The sequence below is a fragment of the Halomonas sp. OfavH-34-E genome (assembly GCF_024124525.1).
In the GTDB taxonomy this organism is placed as follows: Bacteria; Pseudomonadota; Gammaproteobacteria; order Pseudomonadales; family Halomonadaceae; genus Halomonas; species Halomonas litopenaei.
Genome location: NZ_JAMXRY010000026.1, coordinates 47,905 through 66,356, shown reverse-complemented (window position 1 = coordinate 66,356; position 18,452 = coordinate 47,905). Strand labels below are relative to the sequence as shown.

Annotated in this window: 20 protein-coding genes; 13 read left to right on the top strand and 7 right to left on the bottom strand. The window is 63.5% G+C overall.

Annotation, left to right across the window (positions count from 1 at the left end; genetic code table 11):
- The first annotated feature begins 383 nt into the window (after positions 1-383).
- The 7 genes from NH448_RS12950 (at position 384) to NH448_RS12920 (ending at position 7,276) form a co-directional block, all read left to right on the top strand.
- Positions 384-845: an SUF system Fe-S cluster assembly regulator gene (locus tag NH448_RS12950; protein ID WP_045995116.1), complete on the top strand. Its 462-nt coding sequence runs from the start codon at positions 384-386 to the stop codon at positions 843-845.
- Between the two features lie 79 nt (positions 846-924).
- A complete protein-coding gene (sufB, locus tag NH448_RS12945) occupies positions 925-2,367 on the top strand; it encodes a Fe-S cluster assembly protein SufB (protein WP_108450186.1) in 1,443 nt (480 codons plus the stop codon).
- Between the two features lie 75 nt (positions 2,368-2,442).
- The gene (sufC, locus tag NH448_RS12940) at positions 2,443-3,195 is read left to right on the top strand and encodes a Fe-S cluster assembly ATPase SufC (RefSeq protein WP_045995118.1); all 753 of its coding nucleotides are present in this window, start codon (positions 2,443-2,445) and stop codon (positions 3,193-3,195) included.
- Complete coding sequence (gene sufD / locus NH448_RS12935) at positions 3,192-4,538, top strand: Fe-S cluster assembly protein SufD (protein ID WP_253028860.1); 1,347 nt, start codon at positions 3,192-3,194, stop codon at positions 4,536-4,538. The genes sufC and sufD overlap by 4 nt, the downstream gene beginning before the upstream one ends.
- Positions 4,539-4,540: 2 nt before the next feature.
- Positions 4,541-5,782 carry a cysteine desulfurase gene (locus NH448_RS12930; protein ID WP_108133008.1) on the top strand — a complete coding sequence of 414 codons (1,242 nt, stop codon included), beginning with the start codon at positions 4,541-4,543 and terminating at the stop codon, positions 5,780-5,782.
- An 86-nt stretch (positions 5,783-5,868) separates the two neighbouring features.
- Complete coding sequence (gene sufT / locus NH448_RS12925; protein ID WP_045995121.1) at positions 5,869-6,441, top strand: putative Fe-S cluster assembly protein SufT; 573 nt, start codon at positions 5,869-5,871, stop codon at positions 6,439-6,441.
- 58 nt (positions 6,442-6,499) lie between these two features.
- Positions 6,500-7,276, top strand: coding sequence for an ElyC/SanA/YdcF family protein (locus tag NH448_RS12920; RefSeq protein WP_253028859.1), 777 nt, complete (start codon positions 6,500-6,502; stop codon positions 7,274-7,276).
- Between the two features lie 100 nt (positions 7,277-7,376).
- Here the strand turns inward: NH448_RS12920 and NH448_RS12915 are convergent, their stop codons facing one another.
- The 4 genes from NH448_RS12915 to NH448_RS12900 form a co-directional block, all read right to left on the bottom strand.
- Entirely contained in the window at positions 7,377-7,853 is a 477-nt protein-coding gene (locus tag NH448_RS12915; protein ID WP_045995122.1) for a hypothetical protein, read from the bottom strand.
- A gap of 275 nt (positions 7,854-8,128) precedes the next feature.
- A complete protein-coding gene (rimK, locus tag NH448_RS12910; protein WP_045995123.1) occupies positions 8,129-9,043 on the bottom strand; it encodes a 30S ribosomal protein S6--L-glutamate ligase in 915 nt (304 codons plus the stop codon).
- Positions 9,044-9,076: 33 nt separating this feature from the next.
- Complete coding sequence (locus tag NH448_RS12905) at positions 9,077-9,514, bottom strand: RimK/LysX family protein (protein WP_045995124.1); 438 nt, start codon at positions 9,512-9,514, stop codon at positions 9,077-9,079.
- A 91-nt stretch (positions 9,515-9,605) separates the two neighbouring features.
- Positions 9,606-10,643 (bottom strand): DUF3549 family protein, encoded by a 1,038-nt coding sequence (locus NH448_RS12900; protein WP_108450182.1) that lies wholly within the window; start codon positions 10,641-10,643, stop codon positions 9,606-9,608.
- A gap of 479 nt (positions 10,644-11,122) precedes the next feature.
- On the opposite strand from NH448_RS12900, the gene NH448_RS12895 reads away from it, so the two are divergent.
- The 5 genes from NH448_RS12895 to NH448_RS12875 all read left to right on the top strand — a co-directional run bounded on the left by NH448_RS12895 (position 11,123) and on the right by NH448_RS12875 (position 14,376).
- Entirely contained in the window at positions 11,123-11,869 is a 747-nt protein-coding gene (locus NH448_RS12895; RefSeq protein ID WP_045995126.1) for an amino acid ABC transporter substrate-binding protein, read from the top strand.
- Positions 11,870-11,886: 17 nt separating this feature from the next.
- Positions 11,887-12,561, top strand: a complete 675-nt coding sequence (locus tag NH448_RS12890) for an amino acid ABC transporter permease (protein WP_108450181.1) — start codon at positions 11,887-11,889, stop codon at positions 12,559-12,561.
- Positions 12,558-13,307 (top strand): amino acid ABC transporter ATP-binding protein, encoded by a 750-nt coding sequence (locus NH448_RS12885; protein WP_108450180.1) that lies wholly within the window; start codon positions 12,558-12,560, stop codon positions 13,305-13,307. The genes NH448_RS12890 and NH448_RS12885 overlap by 4 nt, the downstream gene beginning before the upstream one ends.
- Positions 13,308-13,490: 183 nt before the next feature.
- Entirely contained in the window at positions 13,491-13,835 is a 345-nt protein-coding gene (locus tag NH448_RS12880; RefSeq protein WP_253028858.1) for a YqcC family protein, read from the top strand.
- A gap of 40 nt (positions 13,836-13,875) precedes the next feature.
- Positions 13,876-14,376 carry a gamma-glutamylcyclotransferase family protein gene (locus NH448_RS12875; RefSeq protein WP_253028857.1) on the top strand — a complete coding sequence of 167 codons (501 nt, stop codon included), beginning with the start codon at positions 13,876-13,878 and terminating at the stop codon, positions 14,374-14,376.
- Between the two features lie 299 nt (positions 14,377-14,675).
- Here NH448_RS12875 and NH448_RS12870 read toward each other — a convergent pair whose 3' ends face one another.
- Positions 14,676-15,317 carry an OmpW family outer membrane protein gene (locus tag NH448_RS12870; RefSeq protein WP_253028856.1) on the bottom strand — a complete coding sequence of 214 codons (642 nt, stop codon included), beginning with the start codon at positions 15,315-15,317 and terminating at the stop codon, positions 14,676-14,678.
- A 255-nt stretch (positions 15,318-15,572) separates the two neighbouring features.
- Entirely contained in the window at positions 15,573-16,181 is a 609-nt protein-coding gene (locus NH448_RS12865) for an OmpW family outer membrane protein (RefSeq protein ID WP_108450177.1), read from the bottom strand.
- 299 nt (positions 16,182-16,480) lie between these two features.
- On the opposite strand from NH448_RS12865, the gene NH448_RS12860 reads away from it, so the two are divergent.
- A complete protein-coding gene (locus tag NH448_RS12860) occupies positions 16,481-16,801 on the top strand; it encodes a hypothetical protein (protein ID WP_108450176.1) in 321 nt (106 codons plus the stop codon).
- 143 nt (positions 16,802-16,944) lie between these two features.
- Here NH448_RS12860 and putP read toward each other — a convergent pair whose 3' ends face one another.
- On the bottom strand, positions 16,945-18,423 hold the full coding sequence (gene putP, locus NH448_RS12855) for a sodium/proline symporter PutP (protein WP_045994400.1): 1,479 nt from the start codon (positions 18,421-18,423) through the stop codon (positions 16,945-16,947).
- Positions 18,424-18,452 lie beyond the last annotated feature (29 nt).

Here is an 18,452-nt window from a genome sequence, read left to right as displayed (position 1 = left end):
GAACGACCCTGGGCCAGGACACACGTCATCGGCTCGGCCTGACAAGAGGCGAGGCGTTGCGTTCACTAGCCGTTGATATGGCACAAGCTTAGCAGAATGAAGTATCTATTTGGTTTGTTCATGAATGACGATCTGCAATGACGGGAATTGATGGATCTGATGCTTGGGGGTGAGGCTGTCAACCCGGACGCATAGTTAAAGTAAATGAGAATGATTGGTTTTATTGTGTCTATCGGCGGCGATCGTGCCGAGAACGTGAGGGCTATCGACGTGATAGATGTGTGCCGCTCTTCACATGGAGGTTATACAGGACTAAAATGGTCCCCAATCGAAGCAGGGGCTGAGCCCTGCACCGACGAGGGGAACTCCCCGAGGAGATGGGCATGCTGAAGCTTTCCCGGTTGACGGACTATGCGGCGGTGGTGATGGCACAGATCGCACGTCACCCCCAGCAGCCGCACGCCGCCGGAGAGCTCGCCGAAGCGGTGCAGTTGCCTCACCCCACGGTGAGCAAGACGCTGAAGATGCTGGTGCGCGCGGGACTGCTGGTGTCCCGGCGCGGCGCCCAGGGTGGCTACTACCTGGCGCGTCCTGCCTCGGAGATCACCGCCAGCGACATCATCGCGGCCATCGAAGGGCCGGTGGCGGTGACCGAATGCAGCCACGCCGATGGCGAATGCGACCTGGCCTCCACCTGCGGGGTGGCCGACAACTGGCAGCGAGTGTCGCTGGCGATCCGCGAACTGCTCGACAGCATCACCTTGGCGCACCTGGCCGACAGTGCGCCGCTGAAGCTGCCGATTCGCCTGCCGATCCAGAGCATCAGCCTGGCGGCGGAAGCCTGACCAGCGCCTCATCGACATCGACTTCATTACCCTGGGCGGGTAACGCCCGCCGACCGAACCGTCCGGGAGGGGACACATTATGGCAAGTCAGGAAATGGAACAGCTCGTCCGTCGCGAATATAAAGAAGGATTCGTGACCGACATCGAGAGCGACACGATCCCGCCGGGGCTGGATGAAGACACCATCGCCTTCATCTCCAAGAAGAAGGGTGAGCCGCAGTGGATGCTCGATTGGCGCCTGGACGCCTACCGTCAGTGGCTGAAGATGACCGCGCCGTCCTGGGCGCATCTGGACTATCCGCCCATCGACTACCAGGCGATCTCGTATTTCAGTGCGCCCAAGCGCGAGGAAGACAAGCCCCAGAGCCTCGACGAGGTGGACCCCAAGCTGCTCGAGACCTACGAGAAGCTGGGCATCCCGCTGCATGAGCGTGCAGCCCTGGCCGGCGTCGCCGTGGACGCGGTGTTCGACTCGGTGTCGGTGACCACCACCTTCAAGGACAAGCTGGCCGAGGCCGGCGTGATCTTCTGCTCCATCTCCGAGGCGATCCGCGACTACCCGGAGCTGGTCAAGCAGTACCTGGGTACCGTGGTGCCGACCAGCGACAACTACTTTGCCGCGCTCAACTCGGCGGTGTTCACCGACGGCTCGTTTGTGTTCGTGCCGGAAGGCGTGACCTGCCCGATGGAACTGTCCACCTACTTCCGCATCAACGCCGCCAACACCGGCCAGTTCGAGCGCACCCTGATCGTGTGCGAGAAGAAGGCCCAGGTGTCCTACCTGGAAGGCTGCACCGCACCGATGCGCGACGAGAACCAGCTGCACGCTGCGGTGGTGGAGCTGGTGGCGCTGGAAGACGCCAGCATCAAGTACTCCACGGTGCAGAACTGGTATCCGGGTGACGAGGACGGCAAGGGCGGCATCTACAACTTCGTCACCAAGCGTGGCGACTGCCGTGGCGACCGTTCCCACATCAGCTGGACCCAGGTCGAGACCGGCTCCGCCATCACCTGGAAGTACCCGTCCTGCATCCTGCGTGGCAAGGACTCCATCGGCGAGTTCTACTCGGTGGCGGTGACCAACGGTCGCCAGCAGGCCGATACCGGCACCAAGATGATCCACCTGGGCGAGGGCTCCAAGTCCACCATCGTCTCCAAGGGTATCTCCGCCGGGCGTTCCAACCAGTCCTATCGTGGTCTGGTCAAGGTCGGCCCGCGGGCCAAGGGCGCGCGCAACTTTACCCAGTGTGATTCGCTGCTGATCGGCGATACCTGCGGTGCCCACACCTTCCCGTACCAGGAGATCGGCAACTCGACGGCCACGGTGGAGCACGAGGCGACCACCTCCAAGATCGGCGAGGACCAGCTGTTCTACTGCCAGAGCCGCGGTATCTCCGAGGAAGACGCGGTCAACATGATCGTCAACGGCTTCTGCAAGGACGTCTTCCAGGAGCTGCCGATGGAGTTTGCGGTCGAGGCAGAGGCGCTGCTCAACGTGACGCTCGAAGGCGCGGTGGGCTGACCCCCGGCGCTATATACCACCCTTATTCGTTTTTCTCCCGCCGCCCGGCGCGGCGGGCATCGCAAAGGTGTCTACATGCTCGAAGTCAAGGATCTCCACGTCACCGTCGAGGGCTCTGAAATCCTCAAGGGTCTGACCCTGTCCATCCAGCCTGGTGAAGTGCACGCCATCATGGGTCCCAATGGCGCCGGCAAGTCGACCCTGTCCGCCGTCATCGCGGGCAAGGACGGCTACGAGGTGACCGCGGGCTCGATCACCTTCGAGGGCAAGGATGTCCTCGAGATGGAGATCGAAGAGCGCGCCCAGGCCGGTCTGCTGCTGGGCTTTCAGTACCCGGTGGAAATCCCGGGGGTCAAGAACATCTACCTGCTCAAGGCGGCGCTCAACGCCCAGCGCGAGGCGCGCGGCGAGGGCGAGATTCCGGCACCCGAGTTCATGAAGCTGATCAAGGAAAAGGTGTCCTTCATGAAGATGGACAACAGCTTCCTGCAGCGTGCCGTCAATGAAGGCTTCTCCGGCGGCGAGAAGAAGCGTAACGAGATCCTGCAGATGCTGGTGCTGCAGCCCAAGCTCGCGATGCTCGACGAGATCGACTCCGGCCTCGACATCGACGCCATGAAGGTGGTGGCCGATGGGGTCAACTCGCTGCGCAGTGAAGATCGCGGCATCCTGCTGGTGACCCACTACCAGCGCCTGCTCGACTACATCGTGCCTGACCACGTCCACGTGCTGGTGAACGGCCGGATCGTCAAGAGCGGCGGCGCAGAGCTTGCCCATGAACTCGAATCCCGTGGCTACGACTGGGTCGTAGAGGAGCCCGCTGCATGAGTGATGTGCAACGCTTTCTCGATCGTCTGAACGAGCGCAGCGAGGCGCGCCGCGGCGAACCCACCTGGATCGCCGCACGGCGCCAGGCCGGTGCGGCCCGCTTCGAGGCGATGGGCTTTCCCGATCGCCGCGTCGAAGAGTGGAAGTACACCGACGTGCGCGCCATCAGTCGCACCGACTTCCAGCTCACAGGCTCTGCCGAGTTTTCCCAGACCAGCGCCGCTGCCCTGACGCTGCCGCTGGACGCCCACCGTCTGACCTTCGTCGACGGCGTCTTTTCCAGCGCCCTGTCGGACCTGTCCGAGCTGCCGGGTGGCGTGCAGGTGCAGCCGCTGTCTCAGGCCCTGGAAGAGAACCACGAGGCCGTCGGCGGCCCGCTGGGGCGCCTGACCGGGGTCGAATTCTCGGCCTTCTCGGCGCTCAACACCGCCTTCTTCGAGGAGGGCGCGCTGGTGCGCCTGGCGCCCGGCACCGTGGTCGACAAGCCCATCGTGCTGCAGTTCCTGTCCCGGGCCAACGAGGCGCCGGTGATGAGCCACCCGCGTATCCTGATCGAGGCGGGCGGGCGCAGCCAGGCCACCGTGATCGAACACCATGTGGGTGAAGAGGGCGCCGCCAACTTCACCAACCTGGTGGAAGAGGTGATGCTCGATCGTGGCGCCAACCTGACCCACTACAAGCTGGTGGAGTCGCCCGAGCAGGACCTGCACGTGGCCAGTATCCACGTGGAGCAGTGCCGCGACGCTCAGTTCACCTCCTTCAACATCACCCTGGGTGGTGGACTGGTGCGCAACGACCTGGTCAGCGACCTCAATGGCCAGGGCGCCGAGGTGACCTTCAATGGTCTGTTCTACGGCCAGAATCGCCAGCACGTGGACAACCACACCCTGGCCAACCACAACGCGCCCCACACCTTCTCCCACGAGAACTACAAGGGCATCCTCGATGACCGCGCCCACGGCGTGTTCAACGGCAAGGTGATCGTCAAGCGCGACAGCCAGAAGATCGAGGCCGACCAGAGCAACGCCAACCTGTTGCTCTCCGATCGCGCCCAGATCGACACCAAGCCCGAGCTCGAGATCTACGCCGACGACGTCAAGTGTTCCCACGGCGCCACCACCGGTCAGCTCGACGAGGAAGCGGTGTTTGCCCTGCGTACCCGCGGGCTGGACGAGGCCACCGCACGTGGACTGCTGACCCTGGCCTTCGCCGGTGAGGTGATGGACCAGGTGAATCTGGACGCGGTGTCCGAGCGGGTCGAGCTGACCGTGGCCGGCAAGCTGCCCGAGCGCTTCCACCTGGCCGGTCTGGTGGAAGCCGCCGTGGCCCTCAACGAGGACTGAGCATGACCCACTTCAGCGATCTGCTGCTCGATGTGGCGAGGGTGCGCAAGGACTTCCCGATCCTCGATCGGGAGGTTCACGGCAAGCCCCTGGTCTATCTGGACAACGCCGCCACCAGCCAGACGCCACGTCAGGTGATCGAGGTGTTCGATCACTACTACAGCCAGATGAATGCCAATATCCATCGTGGCCTTCACACCCTGGCCGACGAGGCCACGGCGGCCTTCGAGGGCACCCGTGAGACCGTGCGTGCCTTTGTCAACGCCGCGAGCACCCGCGAGATCGTGTTCACCCGTGGCACCACCGAGGCGATCAACCTGGTGGCCCAGAGCTGGGGGCGCGCCAACCTCGGTCCCGGTGACGAGGTGCTGATCTCCCAGCTTGAACATCACTCCAATATCGTGCCCTGGCAGTTGCTGGCGGCCGAGCGCGGCTTCACCATCAAGGTGATCCCGGTGGATGAGCGTGGCGCGCTGGATCAGGACGCCTACCGTGACCTGATCGGCGAGCGCACCCGGCTGGTGGCGGTCAATCACGTCTCCAATGCCCTCGGTACCATCAACCCGGTGGCCGAGATGGCCCGGGTCGCCCATCAGCACGATGCGCTGATTCTGGTGGATGGCGCCCAGGCAGCACCCCATGAGCCGATCGATGTTCAGGCCATCGGTGCCGACTTCTACGCATTTTCGGGGCACAAGGTCTATGGTCCCACCGGCGCCGGCGTGCTCTACGGCCGCGAGGCGCTGCTCGAGGCCATGCCGCCCTGGCAGGGTGGCGGCGAGATGATCGCCACGGTGTCCTTCGAGACGCCGACCACCTTTGCCGCCATTCCCCACAAGTTCGAGGCGGGCACGCCGGCCATCGCCGAAGTGATCGCCCTGGGCCGTGCCATCGAATGGGTCAACTCGATCGGCCTTGAGCACATCAGCGCCTGGGAGCATCGCCTGCTCGAGCACGCCACCGAAAGCGTGGCGGCGGTGGATGGCCTTCGCGTGCTGGGCACCGCGCCAGACAAGGCAGGCGTCTTGTCCTTCGTGGTCGACGGCGTGCATAGCCAGGATATCGGTCTGCTGATCGACCAGCTCGGCGTGGCGATTCGTACCGGCCACCACTGCGCCCAGCCGCTGCTGGCCCAGTTCGGCGTCGATGCCACCTGTCGCGCTTCCTTTGCGGCCTACAACACCCCGGAGGAAGTCGACGTGCTGGTCGAGAGCCTCCAGCGGGTGATCAGCATGCTGCGCTGAAGCAGCAGGGCGGCTCGGGGCGGCGCGTGCCGCCTCGAGCCCTGGTTGGCAAGGGAGTCATTCGGCGTACCCGACTAAGGAATTGCATGAGCGAACACGATCAGATTGCTCAACTGAGCAAGGGCCAGCAACTGCCGTTGCAGCGGGACGTGGAGGTCATCTCCATTCCCTTCGGCAAGACGGTGACGCTTGACGAGGACAGCATCGTCTCGGTGATGCAGGCCAAGGGCAGCACCCTGAGTGTTGCCTACGAGGGTCGTCTGTACCTGATCGAGGGATCCAACCTGGACGCGGTGGGCCTCGAGCCGATGCCACGCCCGACACTGGATCCCGAGGCCGACGACGCGGCGATCGAGGCGTTTGTCTGGGACCAGCTCAGGACCTGTTTCGACCCTGAGATCCCGGTCAATATCGTCGATCTGGGGCTGGTCTACGGTTGTCGTATCGAACGCCTGATCAGTGGTGAGCGCATCGTCACCATTCGCATGACCCTGACCGCCCCCGGCTGTGGCATGGGCGATGTGATCGCGGCGGATGCGCGCAACAAGATTCTGGGAGCACCTCAGATTTCCAAGGTGCATACCGAGATCGTCTTCGATCCCCCCTGGAGTCGTGAGATGATGAGCGACGAGGCCAAGCTGGAACTTGGCATGTTCTGACCCGGTCCTCTCTGGCCCGCGCAGCGGGTCCTGACCTCCGCTGTCAATTGGAATCGTCATGCGCGAGCCGTTGTTCACGATGTTTCGTCGCCTGCTGCTGTGTCTCGGTAGCCTGGTCCTGCTGCTCGCCCTGGCCTTCGTCGCGGCCAACGCCTGGGTGGTGGCCACCACCCGTGATCGCATCGCTCCTCGCCTCGTCGAATGCCGCCCCCACCAGGTCGGCATCGTCTTCGGCACCTCCCACTGGACCCGCAGCGGTACCCGCAATCCCCACTTCGAAGGGCGCATGATCGCCGCCGCCCGGCTGATGAACGAAGGACGTCTGCGCCACCTGCTGGTGTCCGGTGACAATGCCACCCGCTACTACAACGAGCCGGTGACCATGTGGCGCGACCTCAAGGAGCGTGGCGTGCGCGAGGTCGACATGACGCTGGACTACGCCGGTTTCAGCACCTTCGATACCCTGGCCAGGGCCCGCGACGTGTTCGAGGTGGAGCGCGCGCTATTGATCACTCAGGACTGGCACCTGCCGCGGGCGTTGTTCATCGCTGATGCCCTGGGGCTCGAGGTCGAGGGCTGCCCGGCGCCCGAGAGGGAGCGTTCTCGCTGGCTGATCCTGCGGGAGTGGGTGGCCCGGGTGGCGACCCTGGGCGATCTCTACCTGTGGCAGCGTGAGCCGCGCTTTCTCGGCCCCCTGGAGCCTTTGAAGATCGCGGCGCCGGCACCTCGCATCGAGGCTCGGAGTCTTCACGAGATCATCGATGAGGTGTTGACCAGAGGCGACGACAGTGTGGCGCCATTGCTGCTGCGCACGCCTGACGCCGACAAGAACTGAGAGCAGTCGCTTCACCCAGGCATCCGCTTCACCAATAAAAACGCCTTGCCGGCAGAGCCTGGCAAGGCGTTTTCGTGGATTGGCGTTGTGGTCGGCGGCGTCAGCGTTTGACGGTTCGACGGCCTGCGCCACGCTTCTGGGCGGTCGACTTCTGCAGGTCGTAGAGCTCGCGAATCAGCGCGCGGCAACCCTTCCATACCTCTTCGATCACCGGCTCGATGGGGCCCGGCAAGGGATGGGTAAACAGGGTGGAGAGGGATTGCATCAGCACCCGCTCCTGCTCGAGCAGCTCGTTGATCAACACCTGTGAGTCGTTGCCGACAAAGCTCTTGAGACGACTCCACAGCCACATGTAGTCGTCGCGTTCGACGTCGGCATCACGCGGCAGCAGGTCGAGGTGTTCGCGCGCCAGCTCCTGGAGCTCGCGCATGGTCTTCTGGCGCGTCTCGAAGTGGGGCTCCAGAGCGTCGCGCAGCGAGGGTCGCAGGCGCTCGAGATTGTCCTGGAAATAGTCGACGCTGTCGGCCAGGGCCTCCAGCAGGCTGTCCATCGCCACCTGGCGATTATCGAGAAACATGCGCGTCACCTCCTCCGGTGACGCAAATTGTGGGGCTCCAGCAGGAGTTTTGCCACCCCTAATGTGGCAAATATTTATGATTCTTGCGGTGGGATAGTCGATCGCTTCGACCTTGGTCGAAAAGCGCTGACAAAGTTGACCAGGTTGCGGCGAGATATCGTCGTAGGCGAAGGACAGCCTCGCGCTTATGAGGGACAACTGATCGCCAATGACAAGACGGGCGACCGTGCTATCGGTCGCCCGTCGGCGTCATCCTTTACGGGGTGCTTTTATCTTCAGCCCTTGGGTTTGGCCGGCGTACGGGTCCGTGGGCGCGCCGTGGCGCTCTTTTCCAGGTGTTCGATGACCAGGCCGGCGATGTCCTTGCCGGTGGCGCTCTCGATGCCCTGCAGGCCGGGCGAGGAGTTCACCTCCATCACCACGGGGCCATGGTTGGAGCGCAGCAGGTCGACACCGGCCACGCGCAGACCCATGGACTTGGCCGCGCGGATGGCGGTGGAGCGTTCTTCCGGGGTGATACGGATGACGCTGGCGCTGCCGCCGCGGTGCAGGTTGGAGCGGAACTCGCCTTCGGCCGCCTGGCGCTTCATCGCTGCCACCACCTTGTCGCCGATGACAAAGCAGCGGATGTCGGCGCCCTTGGCTTCCTTGATGTACTCCTGAACCATGATGTTGGCCTTCATGCCCATGAACGCCTGGATCACCGATTCCGCCGCCTGGTTGGTCTCGGCCAGCACCACGCCGATACCCTGGGTGCCTTCCAGCAGCTTGATCACCAGCGGGGCGCCCTTGACCATGGTGATCAGGTCCGGGATGTCATCGGGGGAGTGGGCGAAGCCGGTCACCGGCAGTCCGATACCCTTGCGAGACAGCAGTTGCAGTGAGCGCAGCTTGTCGCGGGAACGAGTGATACCGACGCTGTCGTTGAGCACGGTGACGTTCATCATCTCGAACTGACGCAGCACGGCGCAGCCGTAGAAGGTGACCGAGGAGCCGATGCGCGGGATGACGGCGTCGAAGGGCTCGAGTTCCTCACCCTTGTAGTGAATCGACGGATGGTGAGAAGCGATGCTCATGTAGCAGCGCAGCGTATCGACCACCCGGGCCGTATGGCCGCGTTGTTCGGCGGCTTCCACCAGGCGACGAGTGGAGTAGAGATTGCGGTTGCGGGACAGCAGCGCGATATGCATGTGCGAGTCTCCAGGTCAGGGGCGGTGGATCCGTCAGGGTTCGCCGTGCAGAAAGGTGGCGCCGGGCGCCACCAGCAGGCGGCGCAGTGCGCGGCGACCGAGAAGCATGGGGTGGCGCATGTTGCGCCGGTCGGTCAGGGATAGCTCGACGGGAAATTCCAGATCCCCCATCTGCATCTGGGTGCGAATGAAGTAGCGCCACTCGGCCTGGCCGTTGGAGCTGGTGACCTTGCGCCGATCATGCAGGTGCATGCGGTACTGGTGTGACGGACTGTCGGGGCCGCCGGCACGGGTGACGAAGCTGACCCACAGGATCTCGTCCTCCTCGAAGGACTCGATCTCCTCGGCGTGCAGCGCCGAGGTGCGAGCGCCGGTGTCCACCTTGGCACACAGATGCAGGTGCATCTGCGGCAGGATCACCATCTCGCGGCGACCGACGACGGCCTGAGCCTGAAAGGGCAGGTCCTTCATGTCTTCTCCTTGTCGCGGGATGCTGCTTGTTATTCAGGCGACGTCCGTTGTCGAACTGTCAGTGGCAACGAACGCCACACGGGCAAGCGAATCAATGGCCGCCTGTGCCCTTGACCGCCGCCAGTCGGCGAGCGGTGGCGGAGTCCTTCGGGGCCTGACGCAGCGTCATCAGTACCGGCAGACGCAGCCGGGGGATCTGCGCCAGGTCCCTCGCAACGGCCAGGAAGTCGGCCCCTTCGCATTCGGCGACCCGCTCCAGAAACAGCGGCAGGCGCTCGGCGTGCTCCAGGTGTTGCCAGCCCCGTGCGGCGATTGCCGCGAGGGTGTCCGGGCCGCAGGCATCGCTATCGGCCAGCAGGGCGTCGAACCAGTCACCGGCCAGGCTGTCGGGCGCGTTGCCCACGGCGCGTACACAGGCGCAGAAGGTCTCGATGTCGCCCTGGCTGGCGGCCTGTTCGCCGCGCTGACGCAGCGCCTCCGCAAGCTCTGCTGATAGTGCTACATGTTCCAGACAGTAGCATAGCGATGTCAGCACTTCGCTGTGCAGCTGCGGGATAGCGGCCACCAGCGAGGCCTCAGTCTCGGGGGTGAGACGCGCCACATGGTCGGCCAGCCCCTGCAGGCCCAGCGCCTGCCAGTCGTGGCCACCCTGGCCCGACAGGAAGGCTTCGACCGGCTCAAGGTGCTCGCTGGCGGGACGCTCCAGATCGGCGCTGGCTCGGGCGTGCAGCATCGCCTGAAAGGTCAGGGAAGGGGTGAAGGCCAGCGGGTTGTCCTTCATCAGGTTGTCGATCTCGCCGCCGTCGGACTGCTCCAGCGCTTCTGCGCTGCGGCCCAGGGTGGACAGCAGGCGCTCGAGGAAGGCATCCCGCTGTGCGGCATCCAGAAGGCCCTGTTCGTCCACCGGCAGCGCCAGGAACCAGATCAGCGGGTCGCTCATGTCACCCAGGCGAAACACCAGCGCCAGGCGGGCACGACCCTGCCAGGGTTCCGGCCAGGGGACCTGGCCGCTCTCGAAGTCTGCCAGGGTCTCGAGCGCGCAGGGGTGCACACGCCGTCCCATATGATAGAGACGCACCTCGGCACCGGTCAGGGTGAAAAAGTCGTGAAGACGATGGATCGCTTGCATGGCCCCTCCGAAAGATCAGCGTGCACTCTATCGCGCCGCTCGAGGAGTGTCAGCCGTCCACGGCGGAAATTTGTGCATCCCTCGCACTGTATTTTGCTGCACCGCTGGTGAATTTTTGATCAAGCGCCGCGAAAGAGCGTCAGAAGCGGCTCGGGGTCATCTGTCAAAGGGTTATCCACAGGGACATTCAGCGCTTCTGTGAATGAATGATGGTGGGGATAAGTCGGTGAGGTGACAGTTAGCCGACGGCTGTCGGCGGTTGTTCCCGGGAAGGGCGATCGCAATAGCAGGAGGCTATGGTTCACCCTGGGATTTTTCACTGCGTCTGCTATCGATTTGGAATATAATGCAGTTCGTTTATTCCAAATCATGCTGAGCCATCGAGCAGCCCAGGATTGAAGTGGCGATGGATGCCTCCACCTGTCACCCTCCCGGGCCATGCCGCACTGGCCGCCCCAATCGTTTTCAAGGAGCCGTCCATGGTTCGTCATCTGGCTGTTTCTCTTGCCGCCGCAGGTGCCATCGGTCTCGCTGCCGGTGCCCACGCCGACACCCTGAAAGTCGGCATGTCCGGTGGTTACTTTCCCTTTACCTTCGTCGAGCAGGACACCCTCAAGGGCTTCGAGGTCGACGTGATGGAAGCAGTGGCCGAAGAGATGGGCACCGAGGTGGAGTTCGTCACCGCCAACTTCTCAGGATTGTTCGGCATGCTCGAGTCGGGGCGCATCGACACCATCGCCAACCAGATCACCATCACCGAGGAGCGTGAGCAGAAGTACCTGTTCACCTCGCCCTACGTGTATGACGGTGCTCAGGTGGTGACCAAGGAAGGCAATGACGAGGTCTCCGGTGTCGAGGATCTGGCGGGCAAGACCGTGGCCGTCAACCTGGGCTCCAACTACGAGCAGTTGCTGCGCGAGCTGCCCTACGCCGACGAGATCGATATCCGCACCTATGAGAGCAACATCGAGCAGGACACCGCGCTGGGTCGTGTCGATGCCTTCGTCATGGATCGCGTCAGCGCCACCCAGGTGATCAAGGAAAAGCCACTGCCGTTGGCGCTGGCCGGCAAGCCGTTCTCCGAGATTCGCAATGCGCTGCCGTTCCGTCAGGACGACCAGGAACTGCGCGACGAGGTCGACCAGGCGCTTGACACCCTGCGTGAAGATGGCACCTTGAGCGAGATCTCCGAGCGCTGGTTCGATGCCGATATCACCACGCCCTGAGCGGTGATCGACTCTCCATGAGCATTCTCGACCTCGACTACATGCTCGGGCTGGTGCCCATCCTGCTCAGCTACCTTCCCCTGACCCTGGGGATGGCGCTGGCCGGGATGGCGCTGGCTCTGGTGCTGGCCTGTGGCCTGGCGGTGATCCGGGTACTCAAGATCCCGGTTCTCAACGGCCTGACGCTGTGGTTCATCTCGTTCTTTCGCGGTACGCCGCTGCTGGTGCAGCTGTTCCTGTTCTACTACGGGCTGCCCCAGGTGCTGTCGTTTCTGACCACCATCGATGGCATCACCGCCACCATCATGGGGCTGACGCTGCACTTCTCGGCCTATATGGCGGAGTCGATCCGCGCCGCCATCGTCGGTGTGGATCGCAGTCAGACCGAGGCGGCCCTGTCCATCGGCATGACCAACGGCCAGTTGATGCGCCGGATCGTGCTGCCCCAGGCCACTCGCATCGCGGTGCCGACGTTGATGAACTACTTCATCGACATGATCAAGGCCACCTCGCTGGCGTTCACCCTGGGCGTCACCGAGCTGATGGGGGCGACCCAGAAAGAGGCCGCCGGCAGCTTCCTGTACTTCGAGGCCTTCATCACCGTGGCGCTGATCTACTGGGCCATCGTCGAGGCGCTGGCCTGGCTGCAGCGGCGCCTGGAATCCCGACTCAACGAGGCCTATCGTCGATGATCAAGCTAGAGCGACTGACCAAGCGCTTCGGTGATACCACCGTGCTCGACGGTATCGACCTGGAGATCCAGCAGGGCGAGATCATCGTGGTGATCGGCCCCTCCGGGACCGGCAAGTCGACGTTGCTGCGCTGTCTCAACTTTCTCGAGCAGCCCGATGGAGGCCGATTGACCTTGGGTCCGCTGAATCTGGACCTGACCCAGGCCAGCAAGTCCGAGATCCTGGCTGCCCGTCGACACACGGCCTTCGTGTTCCAGAACTACGCGCTGTTTGCCAACAAGACGGCGCTTGAGAACATCGCCGAGGGCCTGATCGTGGTCAACCGCTGGCCCAGGGCCAAGGCCCACCAGCGGGCACGGGAGATCCTCGAGCGCATCGGCATGTCGGACAAGGCGGACGCCTATCCGGCGTCGCTGTCCGGGGGCCAGCAGCAGCGGGTGGGGATCGGCCGCGCCATGGCCGCCCAGGCCGAGGTGATCCTGTTCGACGAACCCACCTCATCGCTGGATCCCGAGTGGGTCGACGAGGTGCTGGCACTGATGAAGCAGTTGGCGCGTGAACGCCAGACCATGCTGGTGGTCACCCACGAGATGGCCTTTGCCCGTGACGTGGCCGACCGGGTGGTGTTCATGGAGGGCGGGCGCATCGTCGAGCAGGGGCCTCCCTCGGAGCTGTTCCATGCACCGCAGGACCCGCGTACCCGAGACTTCCTGCGCAAGGTACTGCCCGCCGCCGAGCCCCTGTAGGCCGAATCGCTCATCCATCCGGCGAGATCCTCGTTCGAGAAAGTCTGCACGTCGAGTCGTGCCCTACGAGGTGCCGCATTTCCAGCGGTTTCTTGGGGGGCGCGTGTTGCTGCCGGGCTGGCCCTCGCTGGTCCGGCACGCGACAATGGCGTGCACCAAGCCCATTTTCAAAGCGGAGGCATCATGCCCACCGAACCTTCCGTCCACGACGCCCTGGGCGCGGCTCTGCGTGAGCTCGAGGCGACCATGAAGGCCGCCAACATGTGGCGTATGGACAAGCCGGAGGCCGCCGCCTTCAACAGTCGGCAGCCGTTCTGCATCGATACCATGTCGCTGCCTCAGTGGCTGCGCTTCGTGTTTATCGCCAGGCTCGATGCCCTGGTCGAGCAGCGTGCGCCCCTGCCCGCCAGTTGCGATGTGGCCCCGGCGGTGGACGCCTACCTGATCCAGGAAGGCGCGCGCGCCCAGGACCGGATGCTGTTGCAGAAGGTGATCGAGGATATCGACCGGCTGATCACCGAGAACTGAATCGCCGGTAACGGAAGAAGTCCCCAGCGAGGAGAAGGCGATGCCCTGGTACTTTGCCTATGGCAGCAACATGAACATTGAGCGTGTCGCCGCGCGCATCGGTGAGACCCGGCGTGTGCTGGCCGGCAGCCTGGAAGGCTACGCGCTGCGCTTCAACAAGGCCTCCCGGGTGCCGGGCATCGCCCACGCCAATGTGGTGCCGGCGCCGGGCGATCGGGTCGAGGGCGCGCTGTTCGAACTCCTCGAACCCGAGCAGATCCGGCAGATGGATCCCTTCGAAGGTTACCCGCACGAGTACGACCGTCATCGTCTGCCGGTGATTACCGAACAGGGGCCGATCGAGGCCTGGGTCTATATCGCCGGCGCCGAACGCCAGGGGGAGGGGCTGCGGCCCGCCCGCGAGTACCTCGAGCACCTGCTGGCCGGTCGAGACTTCCTCAGCGAGGGCTACCACCAGGCGCTGGCGGCGGTAGAGGCCGTCGAGCACCTCGACGATGCCACTCTTGGGCGACTGGGGCTGTCACGCCATCATCCCCGCTAAGGCTTGTACGATAAGTGCCTGCGCTCGGTAATACGGCGTTAAAAATCGCGTCAAAATGCTCATTTACACCTCGTAAACTGCGCTTTCTTACCGATTTTTGCCTTGTCTAACCATCGCTCGCCGGCTTTTCGTACTAAGCCTAGGCCTCTGCTTGCCCTGTTACCGCAGCCCCTCCCTCGAGAATTGCAGCGGCAACTGCCACGCGAGCGACCACAGAAGCCATCTTGTGACGGTGACAGCACAGCGCCCGCTCCTGCCAGGCAGGAGCGGGCGCTGCGTGTTAGCGGTCGAGCCCTGGATCAGAAGCGGTAGCTGATACCGGCCATGATCACGTAGGGGTCCACCTCGATCTCGCCGATGTCATCGCCGTTGAGGTCGACGTCGCTGTCGATATCCAGATACCACACCGCCATGTTGGCCGCCCAGTGGTCGTCGATGACCAGGTCGAGGCCCGCCTGGCCGGCCCAGCCCCAGGACTCTTCCAGATCGAGATCAGCACCTTCCAGCGCGATATCCTCGTCGGAGAAGTGGGTGTAGTTGACCCCCAGGCCGACGTAGGGCTGCACCCGCGCCTCGGTGCCACCGAAGGGGTAGTACTGCACGGTCAGAGTCGGCGGCAGGTGCTCGACGCTGGCGCCGATATCGGTGCCACCTACGTTCAGGTCGACGTCGTGTTCGAAGGGCTCGGCGGCCAGCAGTTCGACGCCGAACTTGTCGTGGAAGCGATAGCCCAGGGTGAAGGCGAAGCCGTTGTCGTCATGGACGTCGGTGTCCATGGTGCCCCCCATCAGAGAGCCGTTGTCGGAGTCAGGCTTGACCTTGGCCACACCGATGCGGGTATAGATGTCGCCCTTGCCGTAGGCGGCAAAGGCCTGGCTGCTGGCGAGGGCGCTGCCGGCGATGGCGGCGACCAGAGCAGTGGTGATCAGGGGATGGCGCATGGTGTTCTCCTTGCGTACTGGCAAAAGTGGGCGAGCCCGATTGCCAAGCAGTGTATGCCGCATCGAGAACGTGGTTATTGATCTACCTCAATACCTCCTTTGGTCGACAAAAATGAACCGGCAACGCACCAAAAAAGGCGCCTGGCAAAGCCAGACGCCTTCGATGCTGCGGTTGGAATGCGGCGCGATCGAGCTGACGGTTCAACCGCTTATTTCAAGAGCGCGCAGGCGCTGTTTTCAAGACAGCGCAAGCGCTTAGAAACGATAGGTGACGCCGGCACCGATGGTCATCGGATCGATCTCGGCCTCGCCAACATCGTGGCCGTCGACCTCGATATCGGAATCGACATCGGCGTAGCGGGCGTAGGTGCCGACCAGCAGGTTGTCTGTGACGCTGAGGTCGAGACCCACCTGGGCTGCGGCGCCGTAGGAGCTATCGAGGTCGGCGTTGAAGCTCTCGTCGGAGAAGTGGGTGTAGTTCATGCCCACGCCAACGTAGGGGTGGACGCGAGCGTTTTCCACGCCGCCCAGCGGGTAGTAGTTGAGCATCAGGTTGACCGGGGTACGGTCGACGCTGCCCACATTACCGCCGTTGACCGCGATATCGTGCTCCATGGCCTCGGAGCCGTTGAGCTCGACACCGAACTTGTCGTGGAACAGGTAGCCAGCGCCGTAGGCGAAGCCGTTCTCCTCGGAGACATCGAGATCTTGGTTGGCGATGTCGCCGTTGTCCGAGGTGGGATCGGCCTTCTCGAAGCCACCGCGCACGTAGATGTCACCTGCCTGATAGGCCAGGGCAGACTGGGCGGCGAAGGTGGTGGTAGCGAGCAGGGCTGCGGTGCCCATCAGTCGAGTCATGTTCATGCGGGACCTCCTTGATGATCCGATGGCATCCTTCCCGAGGGAAGTAACCTTGTACGCTTCGCAGTTTACGAACGGTGTTTCTAAATGTCTTGTAGAAATATTTAATTGGCCAGATAGCAGTAACTAGCCAGAATTTATGGAACTAAATCGACTTGGGCGGGTAGGTAATGTAAATGCTGTACAATTTTTTTGCACATTGTGGCGTAGACGTCGATGCGCGCTTGTGCACTGCATAAACGCTCGCCGTCCGGCGATAAATCGTCTTCACTGTGGGAGAAGACTCCGGAGGAGAGAGCGGGATGGTGGCCAGACGAAGGCGTGAGAGGTTGCTCGGCATGTCGACGCTGCCCTGGGGCGGGGCGGCACTGGTGCTCGCTCTGACCGCTCTGTTGGCGGTGTGGCTGCTGCTGGAACCCTGGCTGATTCGTGATCTCCCGACGCCGGCGAGGCTGGCCATGGTAGTTCTGGGCGTGTGGGCGCTGGGCGGGGGGTTGTCCATGCCGCTGCACTTCTCCGCGGTGCCCGGCTGGTGGCGTCTGGCGGGGGCCATGCCCTGGTATCCGCTGGCGCTGGTCAGCTTTATCGTGCTGCTGCTGTGTCGCTACGCCGGCCTGTTTTGAACGGGGCTGATGTGCACGGCTAAGGTGGGCAGGGCGGTTCGACCGTCAGTGAGCGTCGAGCGCCAGGTGCGTGCTGGATGTGTCCCGTAACGAAGAAGGCCGCCCGAGGGCGGCCTTCTTGCGTGGCAGACGATCACCGACGATCAGGCGTCTTCCAGGGTGTCGAACTGCTCGGTGATCTCCTTGCTCGGCTCGGCGGTCATCAAGCTCACCACCACGATGGCGATGTAGGCGAAGATCACGCCGGGCACGATCTCGTAAAGATCGAACAGGCCGCCGGACATCTCGGCCCAGGCCACCACGGTGATACCACCGACCACGATACCGGCCAGCGCGCCCCACTGGTTCATGCGACGCCAGTACAGCGACATGATCAGTGCAGGACCGAAGGCGGCGCCGAAACCGGCCCAGGCGTAGGACACCAGTCCCAGTACCGTGGAGTCCGGGTTCATCGCCAGCAGGTAGGCGATGACGGCGATGCCGATGACCGCAAAGCGGCCGACCCAGACCAGCTCGGACTGGCTGGCGTCGGGGCGGAACAGCGCCTTGTAGAAGTCATCGGTCAGGGCAGAGGACGACACCAGCAGCTGGGAGTCGGCGGTGGACATGACCGCAGCCAGGATGGCGGCGAGCAGCACACCGGCGACCAGCGGATGGAAGATGGCGTTGACCATGACCATGAAGATGGTCTCGCCGTCACCCAGGTCGCGGGTCATGTAGACCAGGCCCAGCAGACCGACCGCCATGGCGCAGACCAGGCACAGGCCCGACCAGGTCACGGCGATGCGACGGGCGGCGGGGATGTCGGCTTCGGAGCGGATGGCCGCGAAACGCGCCAGGATGTGCGGCTGGCCGAAGTAGCCAAGGCCCCAGGCCAGCGAACTGATGATGCCGATGGCGGTCAGGGTTTCACCGGTGGACGCATCGACGAACCAGCTCAGCATGTCGGGGTTCTCGGCCAGGATCTGCTGGCCACTGCCGCTGAAGCCACCCAGTTCGGTCAGGGCGATGACCGGCACGACCAGCAGCGCCGCTGCCATCATCAGACCCTGGATCAGGTCAGTCCAGGAGACCGCCAGGAAGCCGCCAAAGAAGGTATAGGAGATGATGGCCAGCGTACCGACGGTCACCGCGATGGTGTAGTCGAAGCCGAATACCGTCTCGAACAGCTTGCCGCCGGCAACCAGGCCGGAGCTGGTGTAGAACAGGAAGAACAAGAGGATGAAGACCGCCGAGATCACCCGCAACAGCGGTGCCTTCTCGCGAAAGCGCTTGGCGAAGAAGTCCGGCAGGGTCAGGGCGTCATTGGCCTTGAAGGTGTAGACGCGCATGCGCCGGGCGACAATCAGCCAGTTGAGCCAGGTGCCGATCAACAGGCCCACGGCGATCCAGGAGGCCGACAGACCGCTGACGTAGGCCGCACCGGGCAGACCCAGCAGCAGCCAGCCCGACATGTCCGAGGCGCCGGCAGATATCGCCGACGTCCAGGGGCCAAGCGAGCGGCCACCAAGGATATAGTCGGACAGATTGGTGGTGCGCTTGTAAGCAATGATACCGATGACCAGCATCAATATCAGATACAGCGCGAACGTGATGCCAATGGTGGCGTTGTTTTCGACCATGGGAGCGTTCCTTGTGGTTTTTGTCGTGG

Bases quoted from the DNA above. Each gene is read 5' to 3' on its own strand.
- sufT (WP_045995121.1), top strand. From the start codon at position 5,869: ATGAGCGAACACGATCAGATTGCTCAACTGAGCAAGGGCCAGCAACTG.
- rimK (WP_045995123.1), bottom strand. From the start codon at position 9,043: ATGCATATCGCGCTGCTGTCCCGCAACCGCAATCTCTACTCCACTCGT.
- NH448_RS12905 (WP_045995124.1), bottom strand. From the start codon at position 9,514: ATGAAGGACCTGCCCTTTCAGGCTCAGGCCGTCGTCGGTCGCCGCGAG.
- NH448_RS12875 (WP_253028857.1), top strand. From the start codon at position 13,876: ATGCCCTGGTACTTTGCCTATGGCAGCAACATGAACATTGAGCGTGTC.
- sufD (WP_253028860.1), top strand. From the start codon at position 3,192: ATGAGTGATGTGCAACGCTTTCTCGATCGTCTGAACGAGCGCAGCGAG.
- NH448_RS12885 (WP_108450180.1), top strand. From the start codon at position 12,558: ATGATCAAGCTAGAGCGACTGACCAAGCGCTTCGGTGATACCACCGTG.
- NH448_RS12950 (WP_045995116.1), top strand. From the start codon at position 384: ATGCTGAAGCTTTCCCGGTTGACGGACTATGCGGCGGTGGTGATGGCA.
- NH448_RS12930 (WP_108133008.1), top strand. From the start codon at position 4,541: ATGACCCACTTCAGCGATCTGCTGCTCGATGTGGCGAGGGTGCGCAAG.
- sufB (WP_108450186.1), top strand. From the start codon at position 925: ATGGCAAGTCAGGAAATGGAACAGCTCGTCCGTCGCGAATATAAAGAA.
- NH448_RS12880 (WP_253028858.1), top strand. From the start codon at position 13,491: ATGCCCACCGAACCTTCCGTCCACGACGCCCTGGGCGCGGCTCTGCGT.
- NH448_RS12900 (WP_108450182.1), bottom strand. From the start codon at position 10,643: ATGCAAGCGATCCATCGTCTTCACGACTTTTTCACCCTGACCGGTGCC.
- NH448_RS12915 (WP_045995122.1), bottom strand. From the start codon at position 7,853: ATGTTTCTCGATAATCGCCAGGTGGCGATGGACAGCCTGCTGGAGGCC.
- putP (WP_045994400.1), bottom strand. From the start codon at position 18,423: ATGGTCGAAAACAACGCCACCATTGGCATCACGTTCGCGCTGTATCTG.
- NH448_RS12865 (WP_108450177.1), bottom strand. From the start codon at position 16,181: ATGAACATGACTCGACTGATGGGCACCGCAGCCCTGCTCGCTACCACC.
- NH448_RS12920 (WP_253028859.1), top strand. From the start codon at position 6,500: ATGCGCGAGCCGTTGTTCACGATGTTTCGTCGCCTGCTGCTGTGTCTC.
- NH448_RS12895 (WP_045995126.1), top strand. From the start codon at position 11,123: ATGGTTCGTCATCTGGCTGTTTCTCTTGCCGCCGCAGGTGCCATCGGT.
- NH448_RS12860 (WP_108450176.1), top strand. From the start codon at position 16,481: ATGGTGGCCAGACGAAGGCGTGAGAGGTTGCTCGGCATGTCGACGCTG.
- NH448_RS12870 (WP_253028856.1), bottom strand. From the start codon at position 15,317: ATGCGCCATCCCCTGATCACCACTGCTCTGGTCGCCGCCATCGCCGGC.
- NH448_RS12890 (WP_108450181.1), top strand. From the start codon at position 11,887: ATGAGCATTCTCGACCTCGACTACATGCTCGGGCTGGTGCCCATCCTG.
- sufC (WP_045995118.1), top strand. From the start codon at position 2,443: ATGCTCGAAGTCAAGGATCTCCACGTCACCGTCGAGGGCTCTGAAATC.